Here is a 26515-nt window from a genome sequence, read left to right on the forward strand (position 1 = left end):
AGCGGCCTACACACCGCGCATGGCACGGAAGGGCTAGTCCTTGACGACCGTCGAGGATCCTCACTCCTCCGCGATCCGCCCGGCGAAGATGTCGTCGCGGTCCGGAAGCCGTACGTCCACGGCGACACCGAAGTCGAACAGCAAGGTCGTGGAGGCGACGGCGACGGGTCCGTCCTGCTGCCCGTTCACAAAGCTGAACCGATGCCGCACCTTGCGGATCCGCCCGTCCTCGTCCAGGTACACATCGAACGGAACCCGCGAGGTGGCGAACCCTTTCGCCGCGGCGGCGAGCGAGTCCCGGGATCCCTTGGAGGCGTGCCGGGCGGCCCGCCGCAGATCGGCGGTGCCGCGGTAGTGCCGTACGTCGACACCCGCCACCTGTTCCTCCCCCACGAAGCTGACGTCCTGGGCGCCGAGGAGCAGTTCGGCGGCGGCGAAGGGATCGGTGGCGCCGCCGGTGACGAGATTGCCGTCCGCCATGGACTCCGTCTCGACCCGCACCCACTTGTCGGCGGGCACACCGGCGCCCCGGTTCTTCATGAAGAGGGCACCGGGAGCGAGCAGTTCAGTGATGGGCCGATGCGGCGAGTCCCCCGACGGATCCTGCGGCAGCAACACCTTCAGCCGGCCGACCTGCTTGCGGTAGTCGTAGATCCCCTCCCCCCGAATGGTGACGCGGGTCCCACCAGCGGCCATCTCCATGGAGGTATGGGCCTTGGAACTACGGGCCCGGACGAGCTCGGCAGCGGCCCCCCGCACCACGTCGGCCCCCTCCCCTCCATGAACGCCCCCGCCCTGGGCACCCCCACACCCGCCGACCCCCACACACGCCACGACCCCGGCGGCGACAACCGCCCCCCTCCGCCTGTACTGCCGCTCCGTCATCGCCTGCCTACCCCCCAGCCGGTACGTCCGTCACGGGCCCCCATCGATCCCCTTAACGACGACTGGCCACCCCCGTAACGCACGCCACCACCCGCGGAAACCTTTGCTTCCCCTTGGGTACGGTTACTTCCGTGGCACAAGACCAGGTCCAGCCCGCACCCCCGCCCTCCCCTCCCCACCGCACAGCCACAACCGACCAGGGCCCCTTCTGCACAGCCCACTGCACCTGCGGCTGGCGAGGCCCGGCAAGAAGAGCAAGAAGCCAGGCAAGAAGAGACGCAGAGACCCACACAGAGCCCTGAACCGATCCGGGCCGGCCCACATCCCCCTCGCGGCGAGGCACCCCAGCCCTTCCAGCCCGTCCGGCGTTTGAGGACGAGGCCCGTTCAGGGCCGACAGCGGGGGTCTGGGGGCGCAGCCTCCAGGGATGGGACGGGTAGGGGCGGCGGGGGCGAGAAAAGAATGGTGCGGAGGTTGCATGGAACCCGCATCGCCACCGCCCCGTCTCGTTCCACGTAACCCACGGGAGGCGACATGGAACGGCGTACCTTCATGGCCGGCGGCGCAGCCGTGCTCACGGCGGCCACCACCGCCGCCTGCTCAGGCACAGGCACCGGCACAGGCGCCAAGGACAGGGCAGGCACCCGCACCACCGGCCCCGCCCCCAACCCAGCCCTCCGCACCACCGCCGCCTCCGCCCCCGCCCCCGCCACTTGGTCCGCCCTCGCCCAAGACCTGGACGGCCCCCTCATCCGCCCCGGCGACACCGCCTGGCCCAGCGCCCACCAGCTCTACAACACCCGCTTCGACACCCTGAAGCCCACAGCCGTCGCCTACGTCGCCCACCCGGACGACATCCGCACCACCCTGGCCTACGCCCGCGCCCACAACCTCCGCGTAGCGATCCGCAACGGCGGCCACTCCTACGCCGGCTGGTCCTCCGGCAACGGCCGCCTGATCATCGACGTCTCCAAGCTCAACCGCATCCGCACAGCCTCCGGCACAGCCGTCATCGGCGCGGGCGCCAAACTCATCGACGTCTACCGAGGACTCGCCGCGAAGGGCGTCACCATCCCCGCCGGCTCCTGCCCCACCGTGGGCGTCTCCGGCCTCACCCTCGGCGGCGGCCACGGCGTCGTCTCCAGGGCCTACGGCCTGACCTGCGACAGCCTCACCCAAGCCACGATCATCACGGCGGACGGAAAGCAACTCACCACCAACGCCACCAAGAACAAGGACCTCTTCTGGGCCCTGCGAGGCGCCGGCAACGGCAACTTCGGCATCGTCACCGAACTCCAGTTCAAGACCCACCCGGCCCCGCAGGCCGTGACGGCGTACATGTCCTGGCCCTGGTCGAAGGCCGCCGCCGTACTGAAGGCATGGCAGGAATGGGGCCCGACCCAGCCCGACGAGATCTGGTCGTCGTTCCACCTCGCGAACGCGACCGGCGGCACCCCCACCGTCTCCGTCGCCGCCTTCTCCCTCGGCACCTACGGCGAACTCCAGAACGCCGTGGACCGCCTCGCCGACCGCATCGGCGCCCCCGCGACCAGCGTCTCGCTGCGCCGCCGCTCCTACGAGGAGTCGATGGAGCTGTACGCCGGCTGCTCCTCCTTCACCACCGACGCCCAGTGCCACCTCCCCGGCAGCACCCCGGGCCGCTCCCCGCAGGGCGCCCTGAACCGCGAGACGTACGCCGCGAAGTCGGACTTCTTCGACCGTTCGATCTCCGCGGCGGGCATCCAGACCCTGCTCGCCAAGATGAAGTCGGTCCGCGGCGGCTCCGGCAGCATCGCGCTCACCGCACTCGGCGGCGCCGTCAACCGCGTCGACCCCACGGCGACCGCGTTCGTGCACCGCCGCTCGCGCATGCTGGCCCAGTACATCGCCGCCTGGCGGGCTGGCACGAGCGGCACCACGGCCCAGTCGTGGCTGACCGAGGCCCACACGGCGATGAAGCCGTACGCCTCGGGCGCGGCCTACCAGAACTACACGGACCCGGCCCTGAAGGACTGGCGCCAGGCGTACTACGGCGACGCCGCGCCCCGCCTGGCCCGGCTGAAGAAGCAGTACGACCCGAAGGGCTTCTTCACGTTCCCGCAGGCGCTGTGAACCCCGGCCCGCCGAAACGGCTAGGCCGCCAGATCCCGTTCCTCCGCCCCGGCGTTCTCCTTGCGCGCCCCGGGAACGACGGCGCCCTGCCCGTCGTACGACGACTCCTTCAGGGACCGCACCAGCCACCCGGCCCGCGGCGACCGCTCGACCGCCTTCATGACGGGCGTCAGCAGCGCCGAGGCGACCGGCGAGAGCAGCAGGGTGACGGCCGTGCCGAGCGCGAACCCGCCGACGACATCGGTCGGATAGTGCACGCCCATGTAAATGCGGCAGAAGCCCTCGAGCAGCGCGAGCCCGATCCCGAGCAGCCCGAACTTCCGGTTGGCGACGAAGAGCCCGACGCCCATGGCCATGGTGATCGTCGCGTGATCGCTCACGAAGGAGAAGTCGGTCTTGCCGGAGACCAGGACTTCAAGACCTTGATGGTCGAGGAACGGACGGGGCCGCTCCACAAAGCCCCGTATCGGCACGTTCACGAGTACGGCAAGAGCGGCGGCGAGCGGTGCCCACACCAGCGCGGCGACGGACGAGGCGGCGTCCTCCCCGCCCTTGCGCCGCACGGACCACCAGCACCACACCACGACCAGGACCATGGCGACCAGCAGCCCGTACTCACCGACGAACTCCATGACCCGGTCGAACCACTCGGGCGCGTCCTTGGCCAGGCCATTGATGTCGTAAAGCAGCTCGACGTCGGGGTTCGACCCGGATGCGGCGAGTCCAGCCATGATGCTGCGGCCCCTTCGTCGTCTCTCTCCGGCACGCCAATCTCGCGCGCCGCTGTGCCACCCCCGTGGTCGTAGATCCGCGCTCGGCTACGTCAGTACGTCAACAGGAACGCACGACCCCCGTTGATACGTTCCACCCTCCACGGAATGATCACTCAGACGTTATCGAAGAGAGATAGATCGCCGCAGCTCAGGGGGTAGGCGCACGAGGCTTCTAAACCTCGGTGGGGAGCGCTTTCGCGCCATCCTCGGTGACCCGGGTGGCCCCGAAGTAGTCGGGGGTGTCGATCGGGTCGAACCGGATCACAGCACCCGTTCTCGGGGCATCGATCATGTACCCGCCACCGACATAAATCCCCACATGCCGGATGGCCCGGGAGTTGGTGAGGTCGTCCGAGAAGAACACCAGATCCCCGGGAAGCAGTTCGTCCCTGGCCGGATGCGGCCCCGCGTTGTACTGATCATTGGCCACCCGAGGCAGCGTGACCCCGACGCTCTCGTACGCGGCCTTGGTCAACCCGGAACAGTCGAACCGCCCACCATCCTCGGCGGTCCCGTCCCCGCCCCACAGATACAGCGTGCCGAGCTTCTTCTGCGCGTAGGCGATGGCCCCCGCGGCCTGCTCCGAGGGATCGACCCGCCCGACGGGCGCGGCGAAGCTCTGCTCCAGCGTCGTGATGGTCTTCACGTAGTTCTGGGTCTCGCTGTACGGCGGCACGCCCCCGTACTTGATGACCGCGTACGCCCCGGCGTTGTAGGCGGCGAGCATGTTCTTCGTCGCGTCGCCCGGCACGTCCTTGACGTAGGAGGCAAGTTCGCAGTCGTACGACGCGGCGGACGGAATGGCGTCCTGCGGATCCCAGACATCCCGGTCCCCGTCACCGTCACCGTCGATGCCGTGCGTGGCCCACGTCCCGGGAATGAACTGCGCTATCCCCTGCGCGGCCGCCGGACTCTGGGCCTTGGGATTGAAGCCGCTCTCCTGATAGAGCTGGGCGGCGAGCAGCGCGGGATTGATGGCCGGGCAGAGATTCCCCCACTTCTGCACCAGCGTCTGATACGCGGCCGGCACCGCCCCCTTGGCCAGCGCCTTGGCCCCGCCCCCGACCCCATTGGCCAGGTTCCCGGCAACGACGTACACCCCCACGACGAGCAGCATCACGAAGCTGAGCCCCGCCGCGACAGCGGCACCCGCCACGACCCATGCCTTACGCACCGTCAACCGCCCCTCGCCCACCGGGAGTCCGCCCGCGCCAGTCTAGGAGCTTCCCCAGCGGAATCGCCCGCAACCAGGACGGCTGTGACACCGGGTCATGCACTCCGAGCCCGTCGCCGGCCCACCGAGTCTCACAACTCCCTTGCCGCCCCGGCAGATGACTGCCTAGCATCGCGTTCACAATCGCGAATCGAATGTTGTTCCGGTGCATCGGGGGCCTGGTATGACGTTGGTGATGGCGGTAGCCGCCATCTGGGGCGTGCTGCAGCTGTTCGCGATTTCCTGGCCGACGCGGTCGGTACGTCTGTCGACCGTGCTGTTGGCCTTCGCGGTGGGTGCGTACGGATGCGGTGTGGCGACGGCGTTGGTGCAGCTCGGCTACACCCGTAGCTACGCGGAACAGTCGGGGCAGTCGCTGGTGACGGTGGTGAACACCACCGGCTACCTGGTGGCTCCCTGGGTGGAGGAGTTGCTCAAGGCCACCCCGTTGCTGCTGGCGGGGTTGAGCCTGAAGGTCCGCCGCCAGTGGGGACTGACCGACTTCGTGGTCGTGGGCGCGGCGCTGGGCGCCGGGTTCGGGCTGCTGGAGGCGGTACTCCGGTTCGGCCTGGACGCGGACCGGGCGATGGTCCGCGACGGGGGTTGGATCGTCCCCGACAGCTTGTCCCCGCCGTACGTGCCGGGCCTGGGGCAGGTGCTGACGTCCTGGCTACCGGCACCATTCAGCCAGCTGAGCCTGGGCGGACCAGCAGTCACGGAAACGTTCACGCACCTGGTGTGGACGGCGACGGCCGGTTTCGGCGTCGGGCTGCTCTGGCGCACCCGCGGATCGTTACGCCTGCTCTCGATCCTTCCGATCACGGCCGCCGCCGCGCACCACACGGTGAACAACTACGCGGTACAGGAACACTCCGACAAAGCCGAGCAGTGGCTGGAGTCCCTGGACGGCGTGGCCTGGGCGGCACCACTCGTCTGCCTGGCCCTCGCCATGGTCATCGACCTGCGCCAACTCCACCGCGGCAAGCGCACCGTGCCCGGCATACTCCTCGCCTCCGAGCGCACCGACGGCGACAGCCCCGCAGCCCTCCTGCGCTACGCGGCCTGGCGCCTCCCATGGAGCCTGCTGATCGTCCTGCGCTACGTCAGACTGCGGCGCAGCTTGCTGTACGCCACCGCGTCGGCACCACCCGACGACACCAGGGACGTGCACCGACTGGTCGCGGGCATCACGACCCGGATGGACGCGTCCGACAACCAACACGCCTGGCAGGCCTTGAACATCCGCGCCTGGCTGAAGGCGGTTCGACGGTCCCGCCGCTCCCGGGAGCGATGGCTTCTCCTGATCCCCTGCGTGCTCATGCTCCCCGCACTCCTCTTCCTGGGCGTCGGCTCGTTCACCTCCACCGCCGGCCTCCAGGAGTACTTCAGCACCGGTGCGGGACCAAAGATCCTCATGGGCTTCGGCGCGGCCGCCCTGGCCTGGATCGCCTACCAACTCACCACCCTGATACGCACCTGGCGACAGACCTCCGCACAGCCACTGGCCGAACCACTGGCGGCCCACCGCTTCCGCCTCGGAACCGCGCTCGGAGCGGGAACCACCGGCGTCCTCCTCCTCTGGCGCGGCCTCGGAGACGCGGGCCCCGACGGCAGAGCCGTCCGCACGCTCCACCTCCTCGAGGCCCTGAACACCTTCCTGATCTACCTAGGCTTCGCCCTCCTCCTGCTCTCCCTCCTGGCCCTGTTCCCACCCGGAACCCTCGCCCTCGCCGGAACCGGAGCAGTCGGAGCCCTCACCACGGAGGCCGCACTCAACGCCGGCGTGCTTGGCACTGCCGGTGTCGTACTGATGGCGGTAGGTGCACAGGGAACGGGCGGGAGCGAACCGGGCAGCGGCAAGAGCGACGGGGTGCCGCAGTGGCTGCGTGACAAGTGGAACCAGGGGCGAGAGTTCAACAAAGAGAACTGGCCTCGCTACCCGGCCAACGAGGTCTACCTCGAGAACGGGAAGTTTCTCGACTCGTACCGACCCGGAAAGGAGATCGTCTCTCGCAAACAGACGCAGATATCGAAGCTCAAGCCGGAGTCGTTCAAGGAATATTTGCGTGAGATCAAGCAGAAGTACAAAGCGGGAACGAAAATACCGGATACACCAAAGGCGCGAGCAGAATACCCAAGCCTGATCGGGAAGCCCCTGAAGGGCAAATACTATCTGGAAGTCCCTGTCCAGTTGAAGCCTGTGCCAGACTGGGCGCTCAAGGAAGCAGCCAACCACGGCGTGATAATCCGTGACGTACAAGGTTTCATCTACCGGCTACCGAAGGGCACGGGCTGAATCAGCCATGATCTGGACCTACTGTGAGCAGTGGAACAACCTCACCGAGGCGCCCATTGAACCCTTGACTCCCGAGCAGGCCCAGGCCCGGCACATCTCCGGCGGGTTGTACACCGCGGTCGCCTCCCCTGCTGAGCAGTCCGCGCCGGCGCTACGGGTGGAAGTGCGACTGGAGACGGGCTACGCCTCGGTGATCTTCATGGACGAATTCGGTCGCGACATCCTGGACTACACATTCACTCTCATCAGTGGATCCTTCTTCTTGGAAACAGCAACCTCGCATGATTACGGCGATTCCCGGGAGCGAGGCGGATACGTAGACGCGGACCGCACCGAGACGTACGAGTTCACGATTGACGGTTCTGTGCAGCGCGAGGTCGAGGCAAGCGGCGGCGAATCGAAGGAAAGCCGCCATGGAGTCGATGTCTCCTCCAACTGGGAGCCCGTTCCGGCTTTCGGCGACTACACGTCACTGATCAGACGTGAACGCTGATCGCCGTATGCCGGCTTCGGCCGCGGCCGCGGCCGCAGCGCATTACCTGGCAGGTCATCGACCTCGGGCGGACGCGCTGACACGATCGTGGGCGTAAGAGGAGCCCGGACGCAGCACACGGAATCGGAAGGACCCGTCATGACCGCCTACGCCATAGCCCATCTGCGCGAGATCACCCCGCACGCCGAGATCGCCGAGTACATCGAGCGGATCACCGCCACCTTCGAGCCGTATGGCGGGCGGTTCCTGGTGCATGGGGTGAGGGAGCAGGAGACGGTGGAGGGCTATTGGCCCGGTGATGTGGTGATGATCGGGTTTCCCGGGATCGGACAGGCCCGGGAGTGGTGGGGCTCGGCCGCCTATCAGGAGATCGCCCCGCTCAGGTCACGGCACATCAAGGGCGACATCATCCTTGTCGAGGGGGTCGCCGAGGGCTACGACCCGGCCACCACCGCGCAGGCGCTCCGGGACGGCCTGGACGGCGACGCCTAGCGTCCCGTCAGTTCCGTCTCGCCCTTGCGGGTGTCTGACATGAGGTCCTGACGGATGTACCACTCCGTGCCGAGAATCCGTTCACGGGCCTTTGCGGGGAGCGTGGCCAGCAGCCCCGGTGCCGCCCCGCGCTGCGCCTCGCTGCGATGGGCGGACACGGCGGCCCACTTGCGGTCCAACCAGGGGCGTACGTCGACCGTGGTCGTGATCCGTTCGTCCGGGACCGTCCACATGTCCTCGCCCGCCTCCTCGAACTCGCGCAGAGCTCTGATCGCCGAGTGCGGGTGCGCGGCCAGGTAGAGCACGCCGGCCCGCCAAGGGGCGCCCGCCTCCGGGTACAGGCGCTCAAGTCCCGCAGCCTGTACCGCTAATGCGGTCACTCGGTGGGTGTGCACATGGTCCTCGTGGCCGGTCACACCGCCGTACGCGTCATGGGTGACCACGATCTCCGGACGGAACTCCCGTATGTGCGCGACCAGTCGGCCCACCGAGTCGTCCAGGGGCGCGTCGCAGAGACGGGGGCTGCCGGGGGCGGACGACGGCACGCGGGAGTCGGCGTATCCGAGCAGGCGAGGCTTCTCGGGAACACCCAATATCGTCAGCGCCTCCGCGAGTTCGCGGGCCCGATGCGTGCCCTCGGCCCACGTGGCCGTCACCACCGCCGTACGTCCGCCCTCGGCGGCGTTCCGGGCCAGCACCCCGCCCGAGAACAGGGACTCGTCGTCCGGGTGGGCATACACGGCGAGCAGACTTGGCATCGAGCGACCACCTCCACGGAAGCTCAGGCCCGTTCAGGGAACATTCAGGCCACTTGCACCTCCAACGGACACCGCACCCCCGTGAGTTCCTCCGACACCGTCCAAAGTCGCCGCGCCACCCCCGGGTCGCTCGCCGCCCGGGAGCGGCTCACCAGCGTGGGGCCGCCGCGCCACTCACCCCAGCCGTCGGGGCCGACGTAGCTCGCGCCGGGCAGGTCCTGGGTGGCGGCGTACAGGGTCGGCAGGGCGCCCGCGCGGTCGGACTGGGCCATGAAACGGTTGGAGAGCCGCATCCCGACCCGGGCCACGGGGCTGGCGGCGTGGCTCTGGAGGTTGGTGGCCGAGTACCCGGGGTGGGCGGCCAGGGCGCGCACCCGTGAGCCGGACTCGGTCAGCCGGCGCTGGAGTTCCAGCGTGAACAGCAGGTTCGCCAGCTTGGACTGGCCGTACGCGCGGCGCGGGTCGTAGTCCGCGTCCCGGTTCAGGTCGTCGAAGTGGATCGTGCCGTCGCCCCAGCGATGGGCGGCGGAGGAGACGGTGACGACGCGGCCGGTGATGTGCGGCAGCAGCAGGTTCGTCAGGGCGAAGTGCCCGAGGTGGTTGGTGCCGAACTGCATCTCGAAGCCGTCCTTGGTCCGCTGCTTCGGGAGCATCATCACGCCCGCGTTGTTGATCAGCAGATCCAACGGGCGGTCCTCCCAGCCCGCCGCGAACTCCCTCACAGAAGTCAGATCGGCCAGGTCGAGCCGCCGTACCTCCGTGCTGCCGTTCACCGTCGCGGCGGCGGCCCGGCCGCGCTCCGGATCCCGTACGGCGAAGACGACATGCGCGCCCGCGCGGGCCAGCGCGTCGGCGGCGGTGAGCCCGATACCGCTGTTGGCACCGGTGACGACGGCCGTACGGCCGTACAGATCGGGAAGATCGGCCGCGGTCCACCGCCGCTTCGTCTGCTGTTGCTTCGACTGCTGCTGCTTCGTCTCGGTCATGCCTCCCGAATGTAGGCGTCGCCAACAATGCTGTCAATGACAACAATGATGACGGCGCCAACAAAGTGGTCAAAGTCAACATCAAGCTACGATGGTGCGCATGCCCGAGACCCGCCCCTACCACCACGGAGACCTGCGCACCGCCCTGCTCACGGCAGCGGAACGCACCCTGCGGGAGAAGGGCGCCGGCTCCCTCTCACTGCGCGAACTGGCGCGCGAGGTCGGCGTCAGCCACGCCGCCCCCGGCCGGCACTTCAAGGACAAGCAGGCCCTGCTCAACGCCCTGGCGCTGACCGGGTTCGAGCGGCTCGCCCGCGCCCTGGCGGCGGCCGAGGATCCCGCGCTCCCCCTGGAGCCCCGGCTCACCGCCCTCGCCCGCGCCTACCTCGGCTTCGCCATCGACAACACCGAGCTGCTGGAACTGATGTACGCCCGCAAGCACGACCCCGACGCCTCCGAGCAGATGGCCGACGCCGTCGAGCAGACGATCGGGAGCCTGGACCGAGTCCTGGCGGACGCCCAGCGCCGCGGCGAGATCATCCAGGGCGACCCCGAGCAGCTCAACCTCGTCACCGGCGCCACGCTCCACGGCGTCGCCGGCTTCATCTCCGCCGGCTGGCTGACCCCGGAAGCGGCCCTGGCCGGCGCGGACGGTCTGGTCCACCTGCTGCTGCACGGCCTGAAGCCCCGCTGACCGCCAGCGACTTCGACCGCCGCCGAGGGCGTAGCCTTCACCCGGGGAACACGTGCCCGTAAGAGGGGTCAACGACGGAACCACACACAGGTTCCGCTCTCACTTCGTTGCCCGGCGTGACCAGCCGTGATACACAGAGTGACGATAAGACTCCAGACAAGGCGTTCGTACGAAACCCGCCAATCAATGACGCCAAGTCGACATACGACGGCGCCATTGTCGGCGACAATGAGGCCTGACCTCTGCGCCACGACAGAGGAAGTGGAACTACCCAACAGGGGCGGTGACTTACATGCTCTTTGCGGCCGATAAGGGAGACATCAACACCATCATCGGCGGGATCGCTCCGGACTGGGGCCCCTTCGGCAGCCTGGGCAACGAGGCCAAGGTGATGATCGAGGTGGTGATGGCCGTCGCCATCCTGCTCTGCCTCGGGATCGCCATCTGGGGCGCCGCCAAGCAGCGCATCGGCGCGACCGCGCTGCGCGACACCTTCAGCGCGGAGCAGGGCAAGGGTCTCATCATCGCGGGCCTGACCGGCGTCTTCATCATCGGATCGCTCGGCACGCTCTTCACCATCGTGTACGGCATGGCCGTGTAGCCGCGCCCGGTCCGGTCCCCGTCCCTCCCACCCGCCCGTCGTGCCCACCGGCTGAGGTTGCGTTTCCCTGATGTCGAGTCACCACACCGCGCCCGCGCGGGAACCAGCACGGCTACCGTCGTACTTCCACGGCTTCCACGGCTTCCGGTACGACGGTGAGGGGGCGTACACGGTATGAGTCTCGACGACGATCGGGAGTCCTCCGGCGGCTACGGAGGCACGGGCCAGACCCGCACGCGGCTGCCGGAGGGCGGCGGCGACACGTACGGCGGCGCCCGGCGCCCCACCCGCTCCTCTTCCCGAAGCCTGGTCACGGTGGTCGGCGTGGTCGTCCTCCTCATCGCGGCAATCGCCTTTGCGAACCGTGGGGGAGACGATTCGTCAGCCGACGACACGGCCACGGACAAACCACAGACCGAGTCCACCGCACCGAGCGGAGAGCGGCCCGTGGGGGCGGGGTTCGCGAGGGATGAGCAGGGGGCGGGGAGTGCGGCGGCGAACTATGCGGTGACGCTGGGTTCGACCGGGATGTTCAACAAGGACAGCCGGCACAGCATCGTCACCGACCTCTACACACCCACTGCCGCAGCACAGCTTCAAGGCGCCATGGATCAGGCGTATTCGGAAGACTTCCTCAGCAAGCTCGGTCTCGACGCGAACGGCCAAGCGCCTGAGGGCAGCACCTTCGTCTCGCGGACGATCCCCGTTGGAACCAAGGTCGAGCAGTTCAGTGACAGCAGCGCCAAGGTGGCGGTCTGGTACATGGGCCTGATCGGCATGTCCGGGGAGGCCTCGACCGACCCGGTGAGCTCGACCTGGAAGACGTGGACCTTCGACCTGCAGTGGACCGCCGGGGACTGGAAGATCACCGCGGACTCTCAGAAGGACGGTCCAGCACCAGTGCCTGGCGACGACAGAGCCGCCAGCTCGGACGAGATCAGCAAGGCCATCGAGGAGTACGGAGGGTTCACGTATGCCCGGTAGCGCGCATCGCGTCCTCAAGCTCGCAGGCCTGGTGGCAACCGTACAGACAACTGCCGTTCTGCTGGCCCCACATGCCGTCGCAGCCCCTACCCCCACTCCTACGCCGTCGTCGAGCAATGACCCTTGCGACCTGCTCATCGGTCCTGCGAAGCAGTACTGCGAAGAGGACAACGGCACTGGCCGCTCCGGCGGCTCCACGACCCTCGACCCCACCTCCACCCTCGACCCCCTCTCCTCCCTGGCCAAGGGCTGCGCGGACGCCGCCGCGTGGACCGTCGACAAGCTCAGTGAGGCCGTGAAGGACACCGCGAACGTCGACTTCACGAACCCCAAGTTCCTTCAGCAGTACGCGGTCGTGTTCGCGGCGTCCACGATCCTCACCCTCCTGCTGTGGCTGCTGGCCGTGGCCAAGCGAGCCGTCCGCGGCGTACCGCTCACCACCGCCATCAGCGAAGCCATCGGGTTCCTCTGGCTCACCGTGCTCGCGTCGGCCTTCACCCCCCTCATCCTCTACACCGTCGTATCGGCCACCGACGGCGTCTCAGAGGTGCTCGCCAAGACCACGGGCGACCAGACAAACGCCTTCTTCGGCACCTTCTCCGGCGCCCTGGAGAAGGGCGAGGACATCGGCGGCGGACCGATCATGCTGATCGTCGTGTCGCTCGTCTCCATCCTCGCCGCCGGAGTCCTCTGGCTGGAGCTCGTCATCCGCGCCGCCCTCCTCTACGTCGGCGCCCTCCTCGGCACCGTCGTCTACGCGGGCCTCGTCGACAAGAACCTGTGGGGACACGTCCGCCGTTGGGCGGGCATCATGATCGCCGTCATTCTGGTGAAGCCGGTCATCGTCATCGTCCTCGGGCTCGCCGGTGCCCTCTCCGCCGACGACGGACCCGACGCCTTCTCCGCCGTGGTCTCCGGCCTCGCCATCATCCTGCTCGCCATCTTCGCGTCGGCGATGATCTACCGCTTCGTCCCCGGCTTCGGCGACGAAATCGCCGGCTCCCGCAGCAACCGCATCATGCAGGGCGCCGAAGGCAAGGCCGCCGCCGTCATCAGCTCCCCCGCGACCCTCGTCGCCCAGGGCATCAAGACCCACAGCTCCCGCGCCGACAACAACGGCGGTCAGAGCGCCAGTACGCCCCGCCCCGCCAACCAGGCGGCCGGCGGAGTCGCCGCGCACAGCTCCCGCACCGCGAACGGAGGCGGCGGATCTGTCCCCTCCGCCGCACCCGTGCCCCGGTCCGGCAGCCCGGTGAACACACCCCACGCCAGCAACACCCGCAACAGCAGTACCAACCGCACGGGAGGTGAAGGGCGTTGACGACCGAGTCCCACGTGTCCCATGCGGTCACGCCCCGCCGTACATATCTGATCGGCCGCGCCAGGCCGAACGCGATCGTCGGCCGGAATCGTGAGACCGGCGAGATCGCGCTGATCATCGGCGGCGCGTTCCTCGGCATGATGTGCGGGCTCCTCGTCCCCGTCCTGTCCCTGCGCATCGTGCTGCTGATGGGCTTCCCCATGCTGGCGCTGGCCGCGGTCTACGTGCCGTACAAGCGCCGCACGTTCTACAAGTGGTTCGAGATCAACCGCAGCTTCAAGCGCACCCTGCGCTCCGGCACCGTCTACCGCTCGGCGGCGATGGAGGCCGGCACCCGGATCGACGGGCGCGAGATCGAGGTCGGGCCGCCGCCCGGAATCGGCCGGATCACCTGGCTCGCCGCCCCGTTCGGCCCCGACGAGATCGCCGTACTCCTGCACGCGGACCGCCGTACCGTCACCGCCGCCATCGAGATCGAGGGCCCGGGCGTGGGACTGCGGGACTCCGAGGACCAGGAAGCCCTCGTCGACCGCTTCGGCACGCTGCTCAAGCACGTGGCCAACGGCGACGGGTTCGTCACCCGGCTCCAGATGCTCGCCCGCACCCTCCCGGCCGACCCGGACGCCCACGCCAAGGACGTCGCCGTACGCGGGGACGACAAGTCGCTGGGCTGGCTCCAGCAGTCGTACGACCAGTTGCAGTCGATGGTGTCGACCAGCAGCGAGCAGCACCGGGCGTATCTCGTCGCGTGCATGCACTACAACCGCGAACTGGCCGCCGAGGGCCACGCCATGGCGCGGGCCGCGCGTCCGCAGCAGGGCCGGAAGGTCGACAAGGACGCCGGGCTCGCCGTGGTCATGGCCCGTGAGCTGACGGACATCTGTTCGCGGCTCCAGGAGGCCGACATCCGGGTGCGGCAGCCGCTGGGGCAGGGGCGGCTGGCCTCTCTCATCCACTCCATGTACGACCCGGACCATCCGATCGACCACATCCAGGCGATGACGAAACGTAATGCCTGGCCGGCCGAGCTGGACGCCATGGAGCCCACCTACCTCCAGGCCAAGACCCGCGAGTCCTCCACCCGCGCCCCCTGGTGCCATGCCACCGCCTGGGTGAAGGAGTGGCCGATGACCCCGGTCGGCGTCAACTTCCTGGCGCCGCTGCTGGTCCACACCCCGGACGTCATCCGCACGGTCGCCGTCACGATGGACCTCGAACCCACCGAGATCGCCATCGAGCGCATGCTGACGGAGAAGACCAACGACGAGGCCGAGGCCTCCCGCGCCGCCAAGATGAACCGGACCGTCGACCCCCGTGACATCGCCGCCCACAACCGCCTCGACCAGCGTGGCGAGGACCTGGCCAGCGGTGCCGCGGGCGTCAACCTCGTCGGCTGGATCACCGTCTCCTCCCGCTCCCCGGAGTCCCTGGCCCGCGACAAGCGGACCATCCGGGCGTCGGCCGGGAAGTCGTACCTGAAGCTGGAGTGGTGCGACCGCGAGCACCACCGGGCCTTCGTGAACACGCTCCCGTTCGCCACCGGCATTCGAAGGTAGGGCCGCATGCGGGATCCGATGTCCATCCTCACCGACGCCTTCACCTCGTTCCTCTTCGGCAAGGTCGAGACGACCCGGCTGCCGGTACGGACGTCCACCGGACAGGCCCAGGCCGTCTACCTGCCGACGGCAGCGCCCGGCCTCGGCGACTCGGGCGTGATCATCGGCCGCGAGGTGTACAGCGGCAAGGGCTACATCTACGACCCCTTCCAGCTCTACGGCCAGCAGCTCCCCGCCCCGCACTGGCTCGTCCTCGGCGAGTCCGGCAACGGCAAGTCGGCGCTGGAGAAGACCTACGTCCTCAGGCAGCTGCGCTTCCGTGACCGGCAGGTCGTCGTGCTGGACGCGCAGGGCGAGGACGGGGTGGGTGAGTGGAACCTCATCGCGCAGGAGCTGGGGATAACTCCTATCCGGCTCGACCCGACGGCCGCCCTGGACCACGGCATCCGGCTCAACCCGCTGGACCCGTCGATCACCACCACCGGACAGCTCGCCCTGCTCCGGACCATCATCGAGGTCGCCATGGGCCATGGCCTCGACGAACGCTCCGGCTTCGCGCTCAAGGTGGCGCACGCCTACGTCAACGAGACCATCGTCGACCGCCAGCCGGTCCTCACCGACATCGTCGAGCAGCTACGGCATCCCGAGCCGGAGTCGGCCGAGGCGATGAACGTCGACATAGACGATGTACGGGCCTGGGGACTCGATGTCGCCCTGGTGCTGGACCGGTTGGTCGACGGTGACCTGCGCGGCATGTTCGACGGCCCGACGACGGTCGGCATCGACCTCGACGCCCCGCTCATCGTCTTCGACCTGTCCCACATCGACCGCAACTCCATCGCCATGCCGATCCTGATGGCGATCGTCGGGGTCTGGCTGGAGCACACCTGGATCCGCCCCGACCGGAAGAAGCGCATCTTCCTGGTCGAGGAGGCCTGGCACATCATCAACAGCCCCTTCGTGGCCCAGCTCTTCCAGCGGCTGCTGAAGTTCGGGCGCCGGTTGGGTCTGTCCTTCGTGGCGGTCGTGCACCATCTGTCCGACGTGGTGGACGGGGCGGCGGCCAAGGAGGCGGCGGCGATCCTGAAGATGGCGTCGACCAGGACGATCTACGCCCAGAAGGCGGACGAGGCGAGGGCGACGGGCCGGGTGCTCGGTCTGCCCAGGTGGGCGGTGGAGATCATTCCGACGCTCACCCCCGGTATCGCCGTCTGGGACGTCAACGGCAATGTCCAGGTGGTCAAACACCTGGTCACCGAGACCGAACGGCCGCTGGTCTTCACCGACCGCGCCATGACCGAGTCCTCCGCCGACGCCGAGCTCACGGACGACGCCCTGCGCGCCGCCGAGCTGGAGGCGGAGGAGCGGGCGGCGGCCTTCGTGGAACAGCACCTCGGCGACTCCGAGTCGACGGTGGCGTAAAGGGGGCGGATCGGTGCGTGCGGACGACCGGCGGCAGGAGACTTCGGGCGGCATCCCCGACGGGCTGCTGGTCGGCATACTCGCCTTCCTGCTCGGCATGACCCTGCTGGTGTGGACGGCGACCGGCCTCGCCGGGCTGCTCGCCCACGGCTCCTGGCCGGCCGGAGTCACCTTCGCCCGCACCCCGCTCGCCCTGCGCTACCTCTTCGGCGCCCCGCACGACCTCCCCGGCGCCTGGCCGGAGACACCCGCGGCGGAGCTCTCCGGGTACGGGCTGTTCTGGGGGCTGTTCATCGGGCAGTTGATGGTGCTGATCGTGCTGACCGTGTTCGTGATGGGCACGCTGGCGCGGTGGCGGGCGGTACGGGCACGGCGGCGGGAGGAGCTGCGGACGGCACCGCCGGAGCCGGCACCGGTCGTTCACGAGGTGCCTACGCCGCGGGCGCCGGTGCAGGTGACACGGGAACCGGCGAGACAGACGCCGACGGCACCCGTGCCCGAAGCCACCGAGCCGCTGAACCCCTGGGAAACCACCCGCGCCCCGGTCGTCTACGGCCCCAAGGACACCCGGCACGCCACCGCAGCCCAAGCCGTACGTGACGCCGACGGCCCCGCCCTCGTCATCACCTCCAACCCGGCCGTCTGGCAGGACACCAAGGACGCCCGGGCGAAACTGGGCCCGGTCCACCTCTACGACCCCACCCACCTCTGCGACACCCCGTCCCGCCTCCACTGGTCGCCCACCACGGGCTGCGAGGACAAGCAGACGGCGGCGGCCAGAGCGGCCGCGCTGCTGGCCCCCGTCCGCCCCACCGCGAAGATCGACCAGGCCGTCGCCGACGTAGCCGAAACGCTCCTGCGCAGCGCCCTGCACGCCGCCGCCATAGACGGCCGCACCATCCGCCACGTCCACCGCTGGTCCCAGGGCACCCAGCTCCAGGACGCCGTACGCATCCTGCGGACCAGCCCCAAGGCCGCCCCCGGCGCGGCGGGCGAGCTGGAGGCCGCGCTCACCGCGCACCCGGAACGCCGGGACATGGCCCAGCAGTTGACGACCCGTGCGCTGTCCGCCCTGTTCACGGTGAACATCCGCGAGGCATGCACTCCCAACCGAACTGATGCGCTCGCCTTGGATTCCTTCGTGAACGAAGGGGGCACGCTTTATGTGGTCGGGGAGTCCATCGAGGATCCTCGCACCAACCCGGGCGCGATGCCCCTGCTCACGGCCCTGGCCGCAAGCGTGGTCGAGCGCGGCCGGCGCATGGCCGAACGGTCATCCTCCGGTCGCCTCGACCCACCACTCGCGCTCGTCCTCGACGACGTCGCCGCCGTGGCCCCGCTCCCCCAGCTCCCCGAGCTGCTCGCCAACGGCACGGCCCGCGGCCTGCCGACGCTGGCCCTGCTCCGCTCCCGGGAACAGGCACGTGCGCGGTGGCCGCACGACGAGCTGCCGGTCTGAACTACTGACGGTCCGAGCAGCGGGTTCTATCCACTAGCGGTCCGAACTCTTCTCGATCACGAACTCGTGTTCCAGTGCGCCCGGTTGGCTGTCCAACGGCACGGTCACCCCGCTCGGCGCGAACCCGATCCGACGGTAGAAGGCCTGCGCCCGCCCGTTCTCCTCGTGCACGATCAGCCGCACCCGCTCAAGACCCTGCCGCCAGGACCACTCCAGCGCCTCGTCGAAGAGCAGCTCGGTCAGCCCGCACCCGCGATGCTCGGGCCGCATGAACACCCCCACGAGATGCCCCTGCCGCCGCTCCACCGGAAACCCTGCCCAGTCGGTCGTCCCCGCCTCTTCCACCAGCACGGTCAGCGACCCGACCCAGCCCCCGTCCGGCCCCTCGGCCACGATCTGCTGCGCCCGGTCGGCCCCTTCCGCGGCCCCCTCGGTCCGCTCCTTCCAGTAGGAGTCCGGCCGGGCCTCCGCGTTCTCGTACGTCTCCAGAAAGGCGATCGACGCCGCCGGATCCCGTAGCGCGGCCAGCCGCAGCTCCCGCACGGCCGACCACTCATCGGCCCGCACGGACCGGACGACGTACCGCTCCCCATTACTCACGCTCATGGACGCCACCGTAGTACCCGCCCTTAAACGCAGAAAACCCCCAGCCGGTATCCCCGGCCGGGGGTTTTCTTCAAGTTTTGTTCGGCGGCGTCCTACTCTCCCACAGGGTCCCCCCTGCAGTACCATCGGCGCTGTGAGGCTTAGCTTCCGGGTTCGGAATGTAACCGGGCGTTTCCCTCACGCTATGACCACCGAAACACTATGAAACTGTCGAACAATGCCGCACCACATCAGGGATGTGGGGCTGTTCGTGGTTTCAGAACCAACACAGTGGACGCGAGCAACTGAGGACAAGCCCTCGGCCTATTAGTACCGGTCACCTCCACCCATTACTGGGCTTCCAGATCCGGCCTATCAACCCAGTCGTCTACTGGGAGCCTTACCCCATCAAGTGGGTGGGAATACTCATCTCGAAGCAGGCTTCCCGCTTAGATGCTTTCAGCGGTTATCCCTCCCGAACGTAGCCAACCAGCCATGCCCTTGGCAGAACAACTGGCACACCAGAGGTTCGTCCGTCCCGGTCCTCTCGTACTAGGGACAGCCCTTCTCAATATTCCTGCGCGCGCAGCGGATAGGGACCGAACTGTCTCACGACGTTCTAAACCCAGCTCGCGTACCGCTTTAATGGGCGAACAGCCCAACCCTTGGGACCGACTCCAGCCCCAGGATGCGACGAGCCGACATCGAGGTGCCAAACCATCCCGTCGATATGGACTCTTGGGGAAGATCAGCCTGTTATCCCCGGGGTACCTTTTATCCGTTGAGCGACGGCGCTTCCACAAGCCACCGCCGGATCACTAGTCCCGACTTTCGTCCCTGCTCGACCCGTCGGTCTCACAGTCAAGCTCCCTTGTGCACTTACACTCAACACCTGATTGCCAACCAGGCTGAGGGAACCTTTGGGCGCCTCCGTTACTCTTTAGGAGGCAACCGCCCCAGTTAAACTACCCATCAGACACTGTCCCTGATCCGGATCACGGACCCAGGTTAGACATCCAGCACGACCAGACTGGTATTTCAACGACGACTCACCGCGAACTGGCGTCCGCGTTTCAAAGTCTCCCAGCTATCCTACACAAGCCGAACCGAACACCAATATCAAACTGTAGTAAAGGTCCCGGGGTCTTTCCGTCCTGCTGCGCGAAACGAGCATCTTTACTCGTAGTGCAATTTCACCGGGCCTATGGTTGAGACAGTCGAGAAGTCGTTACGCCATTCGTGCAGGTCGGAACTTACCCGACAAGGAATTTCGCTACCTTAGGATGGTTATAGTTACCACCGCCGTTTACTGGCGCTTAAGTTCTCAGCTTCGCCCGACCGAAGTCGGACTAACCGGTCCCCTTAACGTTCCAGCACCGGGCAGGCGTCAGTCCGTATACATCGCCTTACGGCTTCGCACGGACCTGTGTTTTTAGTAAACAGTCGCTTCTCGCTGGTCTCTGCGGCCACACCCAGCTCGAGGAGCAAGTCCTCTCACCAGACATGGCCCCCCTTCTCCCGAAGTTACGGGGGCATTTTGCCGAGTTCCTTAACCATAGTTCACCCGAACGCCTCGGTATTCTCTACCTGACCACCTGAGTCGGTTTAGGGTACGGGCCGCCATGAAACTCGCTAGAGGCTTTTCTCGACAGCATAGGATCATCCACTTCACCACAATCGGCTCGGCATCAGGTCTCAGCCTCATGTGCGACGGATTTGCCTATCGCACGGCCTACACCCTTACCCCGGGACAACCACCGCCCGGGATGGACTACCTTCCTGCGTCACCCCATCACTCACCTACTACCAGCTCGGGTCACCGGCTCCACCACTCCCACCCACAGCAAAGCTGGGGGCAGGCGGCTTCACGGGCTTAGCATCACTGGATTCGATGTTTGACGCTTCACAGCGGGTACCGGAATATCAACCGGTTATCCATCGACTACGCCTGTCGGCCTCGCCTTAGGTCCCGACTTACCCTGGGCAGATCAGCTTGACCCAGGAACCCTTAGTCAATCGGCGCAAACGTTTCTCACGTTTGTATCGCTACTCATGCCTGCATTCTCACTCGTGAACCGTCCACAACTCGCTTCCGCGGCTGCTTCACCCGGCACACGACGCTCCCCTACCCATCACGATCCCCGTTGGGGGTATATATCGCAATGACACGACTTCGGCGGTACGCTTGAGCCCCGCTACATTGTCGGCGCGGAATCACTAGACCAGTGAGCTATTACGCACTCTTTCAAGGGTGGCTGCTTCTAAGCCAACCTCCTGGTTGTCTCTGCGACTCCACATCCTTTCCCACTTAGCGTACGCTTAGGGGCCTTAGTCGATGCTCTGGGCTGTTTCCCTCTCGACCATGGAGCTTATCCCCCACAGTCTCACTGCCGCGCTCTCACTTACCGGCATTCGGAGTTTGGCTAAGGTCAGTAACCCGGTAGGGCCCATCGCCTATCCAGTGCTCTACCTCCGGCAAGAAACACACGACGCTGCACCTAAATGCATTTCGGGGAGAACCAGCTATCACGGAGTTTGATTGGCCTTTCACCCCTAACCACAGGTCATCCCCCAGGTTTTCAACCCTGGTGGGTTCGGTCCTCCACGAAGTCTTACCTCCGCTTCAACCTGCCCATGGCTAGATCACTCCGCTTCGGGTCTTGAGCGCGCTACTATGTCGCCCTATTCGGACTCGCTTTCGCTACGGCTTCCCCACACGGGTTAACCTCGCAACACACCGCAAACTCGCAGGCTCATTCTTCAAAAGGCACGCAGTCACGAGACGAAGAGCAAGCTCTCCGTCCGACGCTCCCACGGCTTGTAGGCACACGGTTTCAGGTACTATTTCACTCCGCTCCCGCGGTACTTTTCACCATTCCCTCACGGTACTATCCGCTATCGGTCACCAGGGAATATTTAGGCTTAGCGGGTGGTCCCGCCAGATTCACACGGGATTTCTCGGGCCCCGTGCTACTTGGGTGTCTCTCAAGCAAGCCGCTGACGTTTCGACTACGGGGGTCTTACCCTCTACGCCGGACCTTTCGCATGTCCTTCGCCTACATCAACGGTTTCTGACTCGCCTCACAGCCGGCAGACTGTGAAAGAGAGATCCCACAACCCCCACGACGCAACCCCTGCCGGGTCTCACACGTCGTAGGTTTGGCCTCATCCAGTTTCGCTCGCCACTACTCCCGGAATCACGGTTGTTTTCTCTTCCTGCGGGTACTGAGATGTTTCACTTCCCCGCGTTCCCTCCACACTGCCTATGTGTTCAGCAGCGGGTGACAGCCCATGACGACTGCCGGGTTTCCCCATTCGGAAACCCCCGGATCAAAGCCTGGTTGACGACTCCCCGGGGACTATCGTGGCCTCCCACGTCCTTCATCGGTTCCTGGTGCCAAGGCATCCACCGTGCGCCCTTAAAAACTTGGCCACAGATGCTCGCGTCCACTGTGCAGTTCTCAAACAACGACCAGCCACCCATCACCCCGAACCCTTAACGGTCCGAGTGCACTGGGGCCGGCATCCGAAGACAGACCTTTACGGCCGTGCCCTCAGACACCCAACAGCGTGCCCGGCACACTCCCCGCTTCCCTCAACGTTCCACGCTCCGAAGAGCAGTACTGGAAGGAGAAGACGGTCAAGTGTGCCGAATAATCAACGTTCCACCCATGAGCAACCAGCACCGGACATTCGCCGATGTACTGGCCTCTGGACTGCCGAGGCAGCCTAGAAGTGCTCCTTAGAAAGGAGGTGATCCAGCCGCACCTTCCGGTACGGCTACCTTGTTACGACTTCGTCCCAATCGCCAGTCCCACCTTCGACAGCTCCCTCCCACAAGGGGTTGGGCCACCGGCTTCGGGTGTTACCGACTTTCGTGACGTGACGGGCGGTGTGTACAAGGCCCGGGAACGTATTCACCGCAGCAATGCTGATCTGCGATTACTAGCAACTCCAACTTCATGGGGTCGAGTTGCAGACCCCAATCCGAACTGAGACCGACTTTTTGAGATTCGCTCCACCTTGCGGTATCGCAGCTCATTGTATCGGCCATTGTAGCACGTGTGCAGCCCAAGACATAAGGGGCATGATGACTTGACGTCGTCCCCACCTTCCTCCGAGTTGACCCCGGCGGTCTCCTGTGAGTCCCCATCACCCCGAAGGGCATGCTGGCAACACAGAACAAGGGTTGCGCTCGTTGCGGGACTTAACCCAACATCTCACGACACGAGCTGACGACAGCCATGCACCACCTGTACACCGACCACAAGGGGGCGCCCATCTCTGGACGTTTCCGGTGTATGTCAAGCCTTGGTAAGGTTCTTCGCGTTGCGTCGAATTAAGCCACATGCTCCGCTGCTTGTGCGGGCCCCCGTCAATTCCTTTGAGTTTTAGCCTTGCGGCCGTACTCCCCAGGCGGGGAACTTAATGCGTTAGCTGCGGCACCGACGACGTGGAATGTCGCCAACACCTAGTTCCCACCGTTTACGGCGTGGACTACCAGGGTATCTAATCCTGTTCGCTCCCCACGCTTTCGCTCCTCAGCGTCAGTAATGGCCCAGAGATCCGCCTTCGCCACCGGTGTTCCTCCTGATATCTGCGCATTTCACCGCTACACCAGGAATTCCGATCTCCCCTACCACACTCTAGCTAGCCCGTATCGAATGCAGACTCGGGGTTAAGCCCCGAGCTTTCACACCCGACGTGACAAGCCGCCTACGAGCTCTTTACGCCCAATAATTCCGGACAACGCTTGCGCCCTACGTATTACCGCGGCTGCTGGCACGTAGTTAGCCGGCGCTTCTTCTGCAGGTACCGTCACTTTCGCTTCTTCCCTGCTGAAAGAGGTTTACAACCCGAAGGCCGTCATCCCTCACGCGGCGTCGCTGCATCAGGCTTTCGCCCATTGTGCAATATTCCCCACTGCTGCCTCCCGTAGGAGTCTGGGCCGTGTCTCAGTCCCAGTGTGGCCGGTCGCCCTCTCAGGCCGGCTACCCGTCGTCGCCTTGGTGAGCCATTACCTCACCAACAAGCTGATAGGCCGCGGGCTCATCCTTCACCGCCGGAGCTTTCGACCCTCACAGATGCCTGCGAGAGTGATATCCGGTATTAGACCCCGTTTCCAGGGCTTGTCCCAGAGTGAAGGGCAGATTGCCCACGTGTTACTCACCCGTTCGCCACTAATCCACCCCGAAGGGCTTCATCGTTCGACTTGCATGTGTTAAGCACGCCGCCAGCGTTCGTCCTGAGCCAGGATCAAACTCTCCGTGAATGTTTTCCCGTAATCGGGACGACACCACGAGAGCGGAACAGTCGGAGGAATGATCCGACCGTTCACAGCGTCCTCGCTGTGTTATTTCAAAGGAACCTCGTCCTCCCGAACGGGAGAGACGGGGTATCAACATATCTGGCGTTGATTTTTGGCACGCTGTTGAGTTCTCAAGGAACGGTCGCTTCCTTTGTACTCACCCTCTCGGGTTTTCCTCCGGGCTTCCCTTCGGTCTTGCGTTTCCGACTCTATCAGATCTTTCCGATCCGATTTCCTCGGTGCTTTCCAGGTTCTCGCTCTCGCGTTTCCCTTTCCGGCGATGTTGACTCTATCAGATCCTCTCGGTGTCTGACGCCCAGTCAACCGGGCTTGTCCTCGCGGCTGTTGGGCCGTTCCGACGTCTCAAACCTTAGCGGATTCCCCCGGCAGTTCCTAATCGGGCTGCCGAGCCCCATTCGAATTGAATTCGGGCACGCCGAATTCATCCCGGCTGGGAGATCGTGCTGGTGGTTTGAAGTGCCGCTCAGGCGGCGGAGGTGTTGTCGAAGAACCGTTACGGCTCCGCGGCAACCCGAAGAACTTTACGGATCGGGCATGGGGCTGTCAAGCGTCGCCTGTCAAGATCTTTAATCGAGGTCGGTCAGCCGGCCGCTGGCGTCCGGCTGGGCGTGCTCCACCCTGCGCAGCAGACGGGTGAGGACCTCGCCAAGGGCCGTGCGCTCCTCGGGGGAGAGGTCCTGGAGGAGGTCCTCCTCGAAGACCGAGGCGAGGCGCATGGCCTCCATCCACTTCTCCCGGCCCTCGACGGTGAGCTCCACGATGACGCGCACCCGGTTGGACTCGTCGCGCTCCCGGGTGACCAGGCCCTCGGTGACCATGCGGTCGATCCGGTGGGTCATCGCGGCCGGGGTCAGCCCGAGCCGCTTGGCGAGCTCGCTCGGACCCAATCGGTACGGGGCACCGGAGAGCACGAGGGCCTTCAGGACCTCCCACTCGGTGTTGCTGATGCCGAGCGTGGCCGTCTGGCGGCCGTAGGCGACGTTCATGCGGCGGTTCAGCCGGGACAGTGCGGAGACGATCTTCTCGACCTGGGGGTCGAGGTCCTGGAACTCGCGCTGGTAGGCGGCGATCTGCTCTTCGAGTGTCGGCTCGCCGCTGATGCCGGAGTTGTCGCCCATGGCGCTGAGTATGGCACGCCGACAGTTGGCGTTGAAGTCCTTCCATGTGTACTCTTTAGCTTCGAACTTTAGCTTTGAAGTCTTCAGATCTAACCACTTCAGATCTAACCACTTCAGGTCTCACTACTTGAGAGAGGTGAACGTGACCAGGGCGATGGGCGCAGCGATGCGCCGGATCCACGTGGGTAACGCACTCAGCGCGTTCGGGCTCGGCTTCACCGTCCCGTACCTGTACGTCTATGTGGCGCAGGTGCGTGGGCTCGGTGCCATGACGGCGGGTCTCGTACTCGCCGTGTTCGCCGTTGCCGCGCTGGTCGTGCTGCCGTTCGCCGGGCGGGCGATCGTGCGGCGGGGCCCGCTTCCGGTGCTGCTCGCCGCTCTGGTCACCGCCGCGCTGGGCGCGCTGAGCCTCGGGCTCGCGGGGAACGCCACGGCCGTACTGCTGTCGGCCGCCGCGCTGGGGGCCGGGCAGGCCGTGATGCAGCCGGCGCTGGCCACGATGATCGTGGACTGCTCCCCGTCGGAGACCCGGTCGCGGGCGTTCGCCATGCAGTTCTTCCTGCAGAACCTCGGTCTCGGTGTGGGTGGTCTCATCGGCGGCCATCTCGTCGACACGACCCAGGTCTCCTCCTTCACTCTGCTGTTCGCGATCGAGGCGGCGATGTTCCTGCTGCTGGTCGTGGTGATGGCGACGGTGCGCATGCCGCGTTCGCCGCGGATCGAGGGTGCGCCGGGGCAGTCGGCCAAGGGGAGCTGGAAGCAGCTGCTCGGGAACCGGGCGATGGTGCAGCTGTGTGTGCTGGGCTTCGTGCTGTTCTTCGCCTGCTACGGGCAGTTCGAGGGGGGTCTGGCCGCGTACGGCGTGGAGGCCGCCGGGATCTCCACCTCCGCGCTCGGCACGGCGCTCGCCGCCAACACGGCGATGATCGTCGTGGCGCAGTTCGTGGTGCTGCGGTTCGTGGAGCGGCGGCGTCGGTCGCGGGTGATCGCCGCGGTGGGTCTGATCTGGGCCGTGGCCTGGGTCGTGGCCGGGTACGCGGGGCTGGGGAACGGCAGCCAGGAGATGGCCACGGCGGCCTTCGTCTCGACCTACGCCCTGTTCGGTCTGGGTGAGGCGATGCTCTCCCCGACGGTCGCGCCGCTGGTGGCGGATCTGGCGCCGACGGGGATGGCCGGTCAGTACAACTCGGCGTTCGCCCTGGTGAAGCAGCTCGCGCTGGCGGTGGGTCCGGCGATCGGCGGCCCCATGGGTGCCGCGCTGCACGCGCCGTACATCGTGACGTTCCTGCTGTTCTCGCTGGGCATCACCCTGCTGGCGCTACGTCTGGGCCGTCAGCTCACGACGGCGCAGGACCACCCGGCCCTGGCGAGGAGCCGAGTGGTGGCGTCGGGCGGCGCGGCGCAGGCCGATCCCGCGCCGGCTCACGCCTGAGTCCGC

The 26515-nt window shown here is 66.5% G+C and carries 19 protein-coding genes and 3 rRNA genes; 12 read left to right on the forward strand and 10 right to left on the reverse strand.

Features of this window, described 5'->3' with window-relative positions:
• Positions 1 to 60: 60 nt before the first annotated feature.
• The gene (locus tag STRCI_RS19450) at positions 61 to 885 is read right to left on the reverse strand and encodes an SCO4651 family lipoprotein (protein ID WP_269660237.1); all 825 of its coding nucleotides are present in this window, start codon (positions 883 to 885) and stop codon (positions 61 to 63) included.
• A 534-nt stretch (positions 886 to 1419) separates the two neighbouring features.
• On the opposite strand from STRCI_RS19450, the gene STRCI_RS19455 reads away from it, so the two are divergent.
• On the forward strand, positions 1420 to 2997 hold the full coding sequence (locus tag STRCI_RS19455; protein WP_269660238.1) for an FAD-binding oxidoreductase: 1578 nt from the start codon (positions 1420 to 1422) through the stop codon (positions 2995 to 2997).
• A 20-nt stretch (positions 2998 to 3017) separates the two neighbouring features.
• Here the strand turns inward: STRCI_RS19455 and STRCI_RS19460 are convergent, their stop codons facing one another.
• Both STRCI_RS19460 and STRCI_RS19465 read right to left on the reverse strand, forming a co-directional pair.
• Positions 3018 to 3728 (reverse strand): phosphatase PAP2 family protein, encoded by a 711-nt coding sequence (locus STRCI_RS19460; protein ID WP_269660239.1) that lies wholly within the window; start codon positions 3726 to 3728, stop codon positions 3018 to 3020.
• Positions 3729 to 3942: 214 nt separating this feature from the next.
• Positions 3943 to 4965 (reverse strand): C40 family peptidase, encoded by a 1023-nt coding sequence (locus STRCI_RS19465; protein WP_269660240.1) that lies wholly within the window; start codon positions 4963 to 4965, stop codon positions 3943 to 3945.
• Between the two features lie 214 nt (positions 4966 to 5179).
• Between STRCI_RS19465 and STRCI_RS19470 the strand changes: the two genes are divergently transcribed.
• From STRCI_RS19470 to STRCI_RS19480, 3 genes are all read left to right on the forward strand, one after another.
• Complete coding sequence (locus STRCI_RS19470) at positions 5180 to 7279, forward strand: PrsW family glutamic-type intramembrane protease (protein ID WP_269660241.1); 2100 nt, start codon at positions 5180 to 5182, stop codon at positions 7277 to 7279.
• A gap of 7 nt (positions 7280 to 7286) precedes the next feature.
• A complete protein-coding gene (locus tag STRCI_RS19475) occupies positions 7287 to 7772 on the forward strand; it encodes a hypothetical protein (RefSeq protein ID WP_269660242.1) in 486 nt (161 codons plus the stop codon).
• A gap of 138 nt (positions 7773 to 7910) precedes the next feature.
• A complete protein-coding gene (locus tag STRCI_RS19480; RefSeq protein ID WP_269660243.1) occupies positions 7911 to 8264 on the forward strand; it encodes a DUF1330 domain-containing protein in 354 nt (117 codons plus the stop codon).
• On the opposite strand, the gene STRCI_RS19485 is transcribed toward STRCI_RS19480, so the two are convergent.
• Entirely contained in the window at positions 8261 to 9022 is a 762-nt protein-coding gene (locus tag STRCI_RS19485; protein WP_269660244.1) for a PIG-L deacetylase family protein, read from the reverse strand. The two genes, STRCI_RS19480 and STRCI_RS19485, sit on opposite strands and share 4 nt — an antisense overlap.
• A 44-nt stretch (positions 9023 to 9066) precedes the next feature.
• Positions 9067 to 10008: an oxidoreductase gene (locus STRCI_RS19490; protein ID WP_269660245.1), complete on the reverse strand. Its 942-nt coding sequence runs from the start codon at positions 10006 to 10008 to the stop codon at positions 9067 to 9069.
• Positions 10009 to 10099: 91 nt separating this feature from the next.
• On the opposite strand from STRCI_RS19490, the gene STRCI_RS19495 reads away from it, so the two are divergent.
• From STRCI_RS19495 to STRCI_RS19525, 7 genes are all read left to right on the forward strand, one after another.
• Positions 10100 to 10702 carry a TetR/AcrR family transcriptional regulator gene (locus tag STRCI_RS19495; RefSeq protein WP_269660246.1) on the forward strand — a complete coding sequence of 201 codons (603 nt, stop codon included), beginning with the start codon at positions 10100 to 10102 and terminating at the stop codon, positions 10700 to 10702.
• 292 nt (positions 10703 to 10994) lie between these two features.
• Positions 10995 to 11303 (forward strand): hypothetical protein, encoded by a 309-nt coding sequence (locus tag STRCI_RS19500; RefSeq protein ID WP_003991275.1) that lies wholly within the window; start codon positions 10995 to 10997, stop codon positions 11301 to 11303.
• A gap of 174 nt (positions 11304 to 11477) precedes the next feature.
• Positions 11478 to 12287 (forward strand): hypothetical protein, encoded by an 810-nt coding sequence (locus tag STRCI_RS19505; RefSeq protein ID WP_269660247.1) that lies wholly within the window; start codon positions 11478 to 11480, stop codon positions 12285 to 12287.
• The gene (locus STRCI_RS19510; protein WP_269660248.1) at positions 12277 to 13608 is read left to right on the forward strand and encodes a hypothetical protein; all 1332 of its coding nucleotides are present in this window, start codon (positions 12277 to 12279) and stop codon (positions 13606 to 13608) included. Before STRCI_RS19505 ends, STRCI_RS19510 begins: the two co-directional genes overlap by 11 nt.
• Entirely contained in the window at positions 13605 to 15164 is a 1560-nt protein-coding gene (locus tag STRCI_RS19515; RefSeq protein ID WP_269660249.1) for an SCO6880 family protein, read from the forward strand. The genes STRCI_RS19510 and STRCI_RS19515 overlap by 4 nt, the downstream gene beginning before the upstream one ends.
• 6 nt (positions 15165 to 15170) lie before the next feature.
• The gene (locus tag STRCI_RS19520; protein WP_269660250.1) at positions 15171 to 16586 is read left to right on the forward strand and encodes an ATP-binding protein; all 1416 of its coding nucleotides are present in this window, start codon (positions 15171 to 15173) and stop codon (positions 16584 to 16586) included.
• Positions 16587 to 16599: 13 nt separating this feature from the next.
• A complete protein-coding gene (locus STRCI_RS19525; protein ID WP_269660251.1) occupies positions 16600 to 18045 on the forward strand; it encodes a type IV secretory system conjugative DNA transfer family protein in 1446 nt (481 codons plus the stop codon).
• 33 nt (positions 18046 to 18078) lie between these two features.
• Here STRCI_RS19525 and STRCI_RS19530 read toward each other — a convergent pair whose 3' ends face one another.
• The 5 genes from STRCI_RS19530 to STRCI_RS19550 form a co-directional block, all read right to left on the reverse strand.
• Positions 18079 to 18651, reverse strand: coding sequence for a GNAT family N-acetyltransferase (locus STRCI_RS19530; RefSeq protein ID WP_269660252.1), 573 nt, complete (start codon positions 18649 to 18651; stop codon positions 18079 to 18081).
• Between the two features lie 79 nt (positions 18652 to 18730).
• A 5S ribosomal RNA gene (rrf, locus tag STRCI_RS19535) occupies positions 18731 to 18847 on the reverse strand.
• 90 nt (positions 18848 to 18937) lie between these two features.
• Positions 18938 to 22063: ribosomal RNA gene (locus STRCI_RS19540) — 23S ribosomal RNA — on the reverse strand.
• 313 nt (positions 22064 to 22376) lie between these two features.
• Positions 22377 to 23902, reverse strand: a 16S ribosomal RNA gene (locus STRCI_RS19545).
• Together the 16S, 23S and 5S rRNA genes form the textbook arrangement of a ribosomal RNA operon.
• A gap of 623 nt (positions 23903 to 24525) precedes the next feature.
• A complete protein-coding gene (locus tag STRCI_RS19550) occupies positions 24526 to 25077 on the reverse strand; it encodes a MarR family winged helix-turn-helix transcriptional regulator (RefSeq protein ID WP_269660253.1) in 552 nt (183 codons plus the stop codon).
• A 154-nt stretch (positions 25078 to 25231) separates the two neighbouring features.
• Here STRCI_RS19550 and STRCI_RS19555 point away from each other — a divergent pair, with 154 nt between their 5' ends.
• Positions 25232 to 26509 (forward strand): MFS transporter, encoded by a 1278-nt coding sequence (locus STRCI_RS19555; protein WP_269664588.1) that lies wholly within the window; start codon positions 25232 to 25234, stop codon positions 26507 to 26509.
• The last annotated feature ends 6 nt before the right edge of the window (positions 26510 to 26515 follow it).

The sequence above is a fragment of the Streptomyces cinnabarinus genome (assembly GCF_027270315.1).
GTDB lineage: Bacteria > Actinomycetota > Actinomycetes > Streptomycetales > Streptomycetaceae > Streptomyces > Streptomyces cinnabarinus.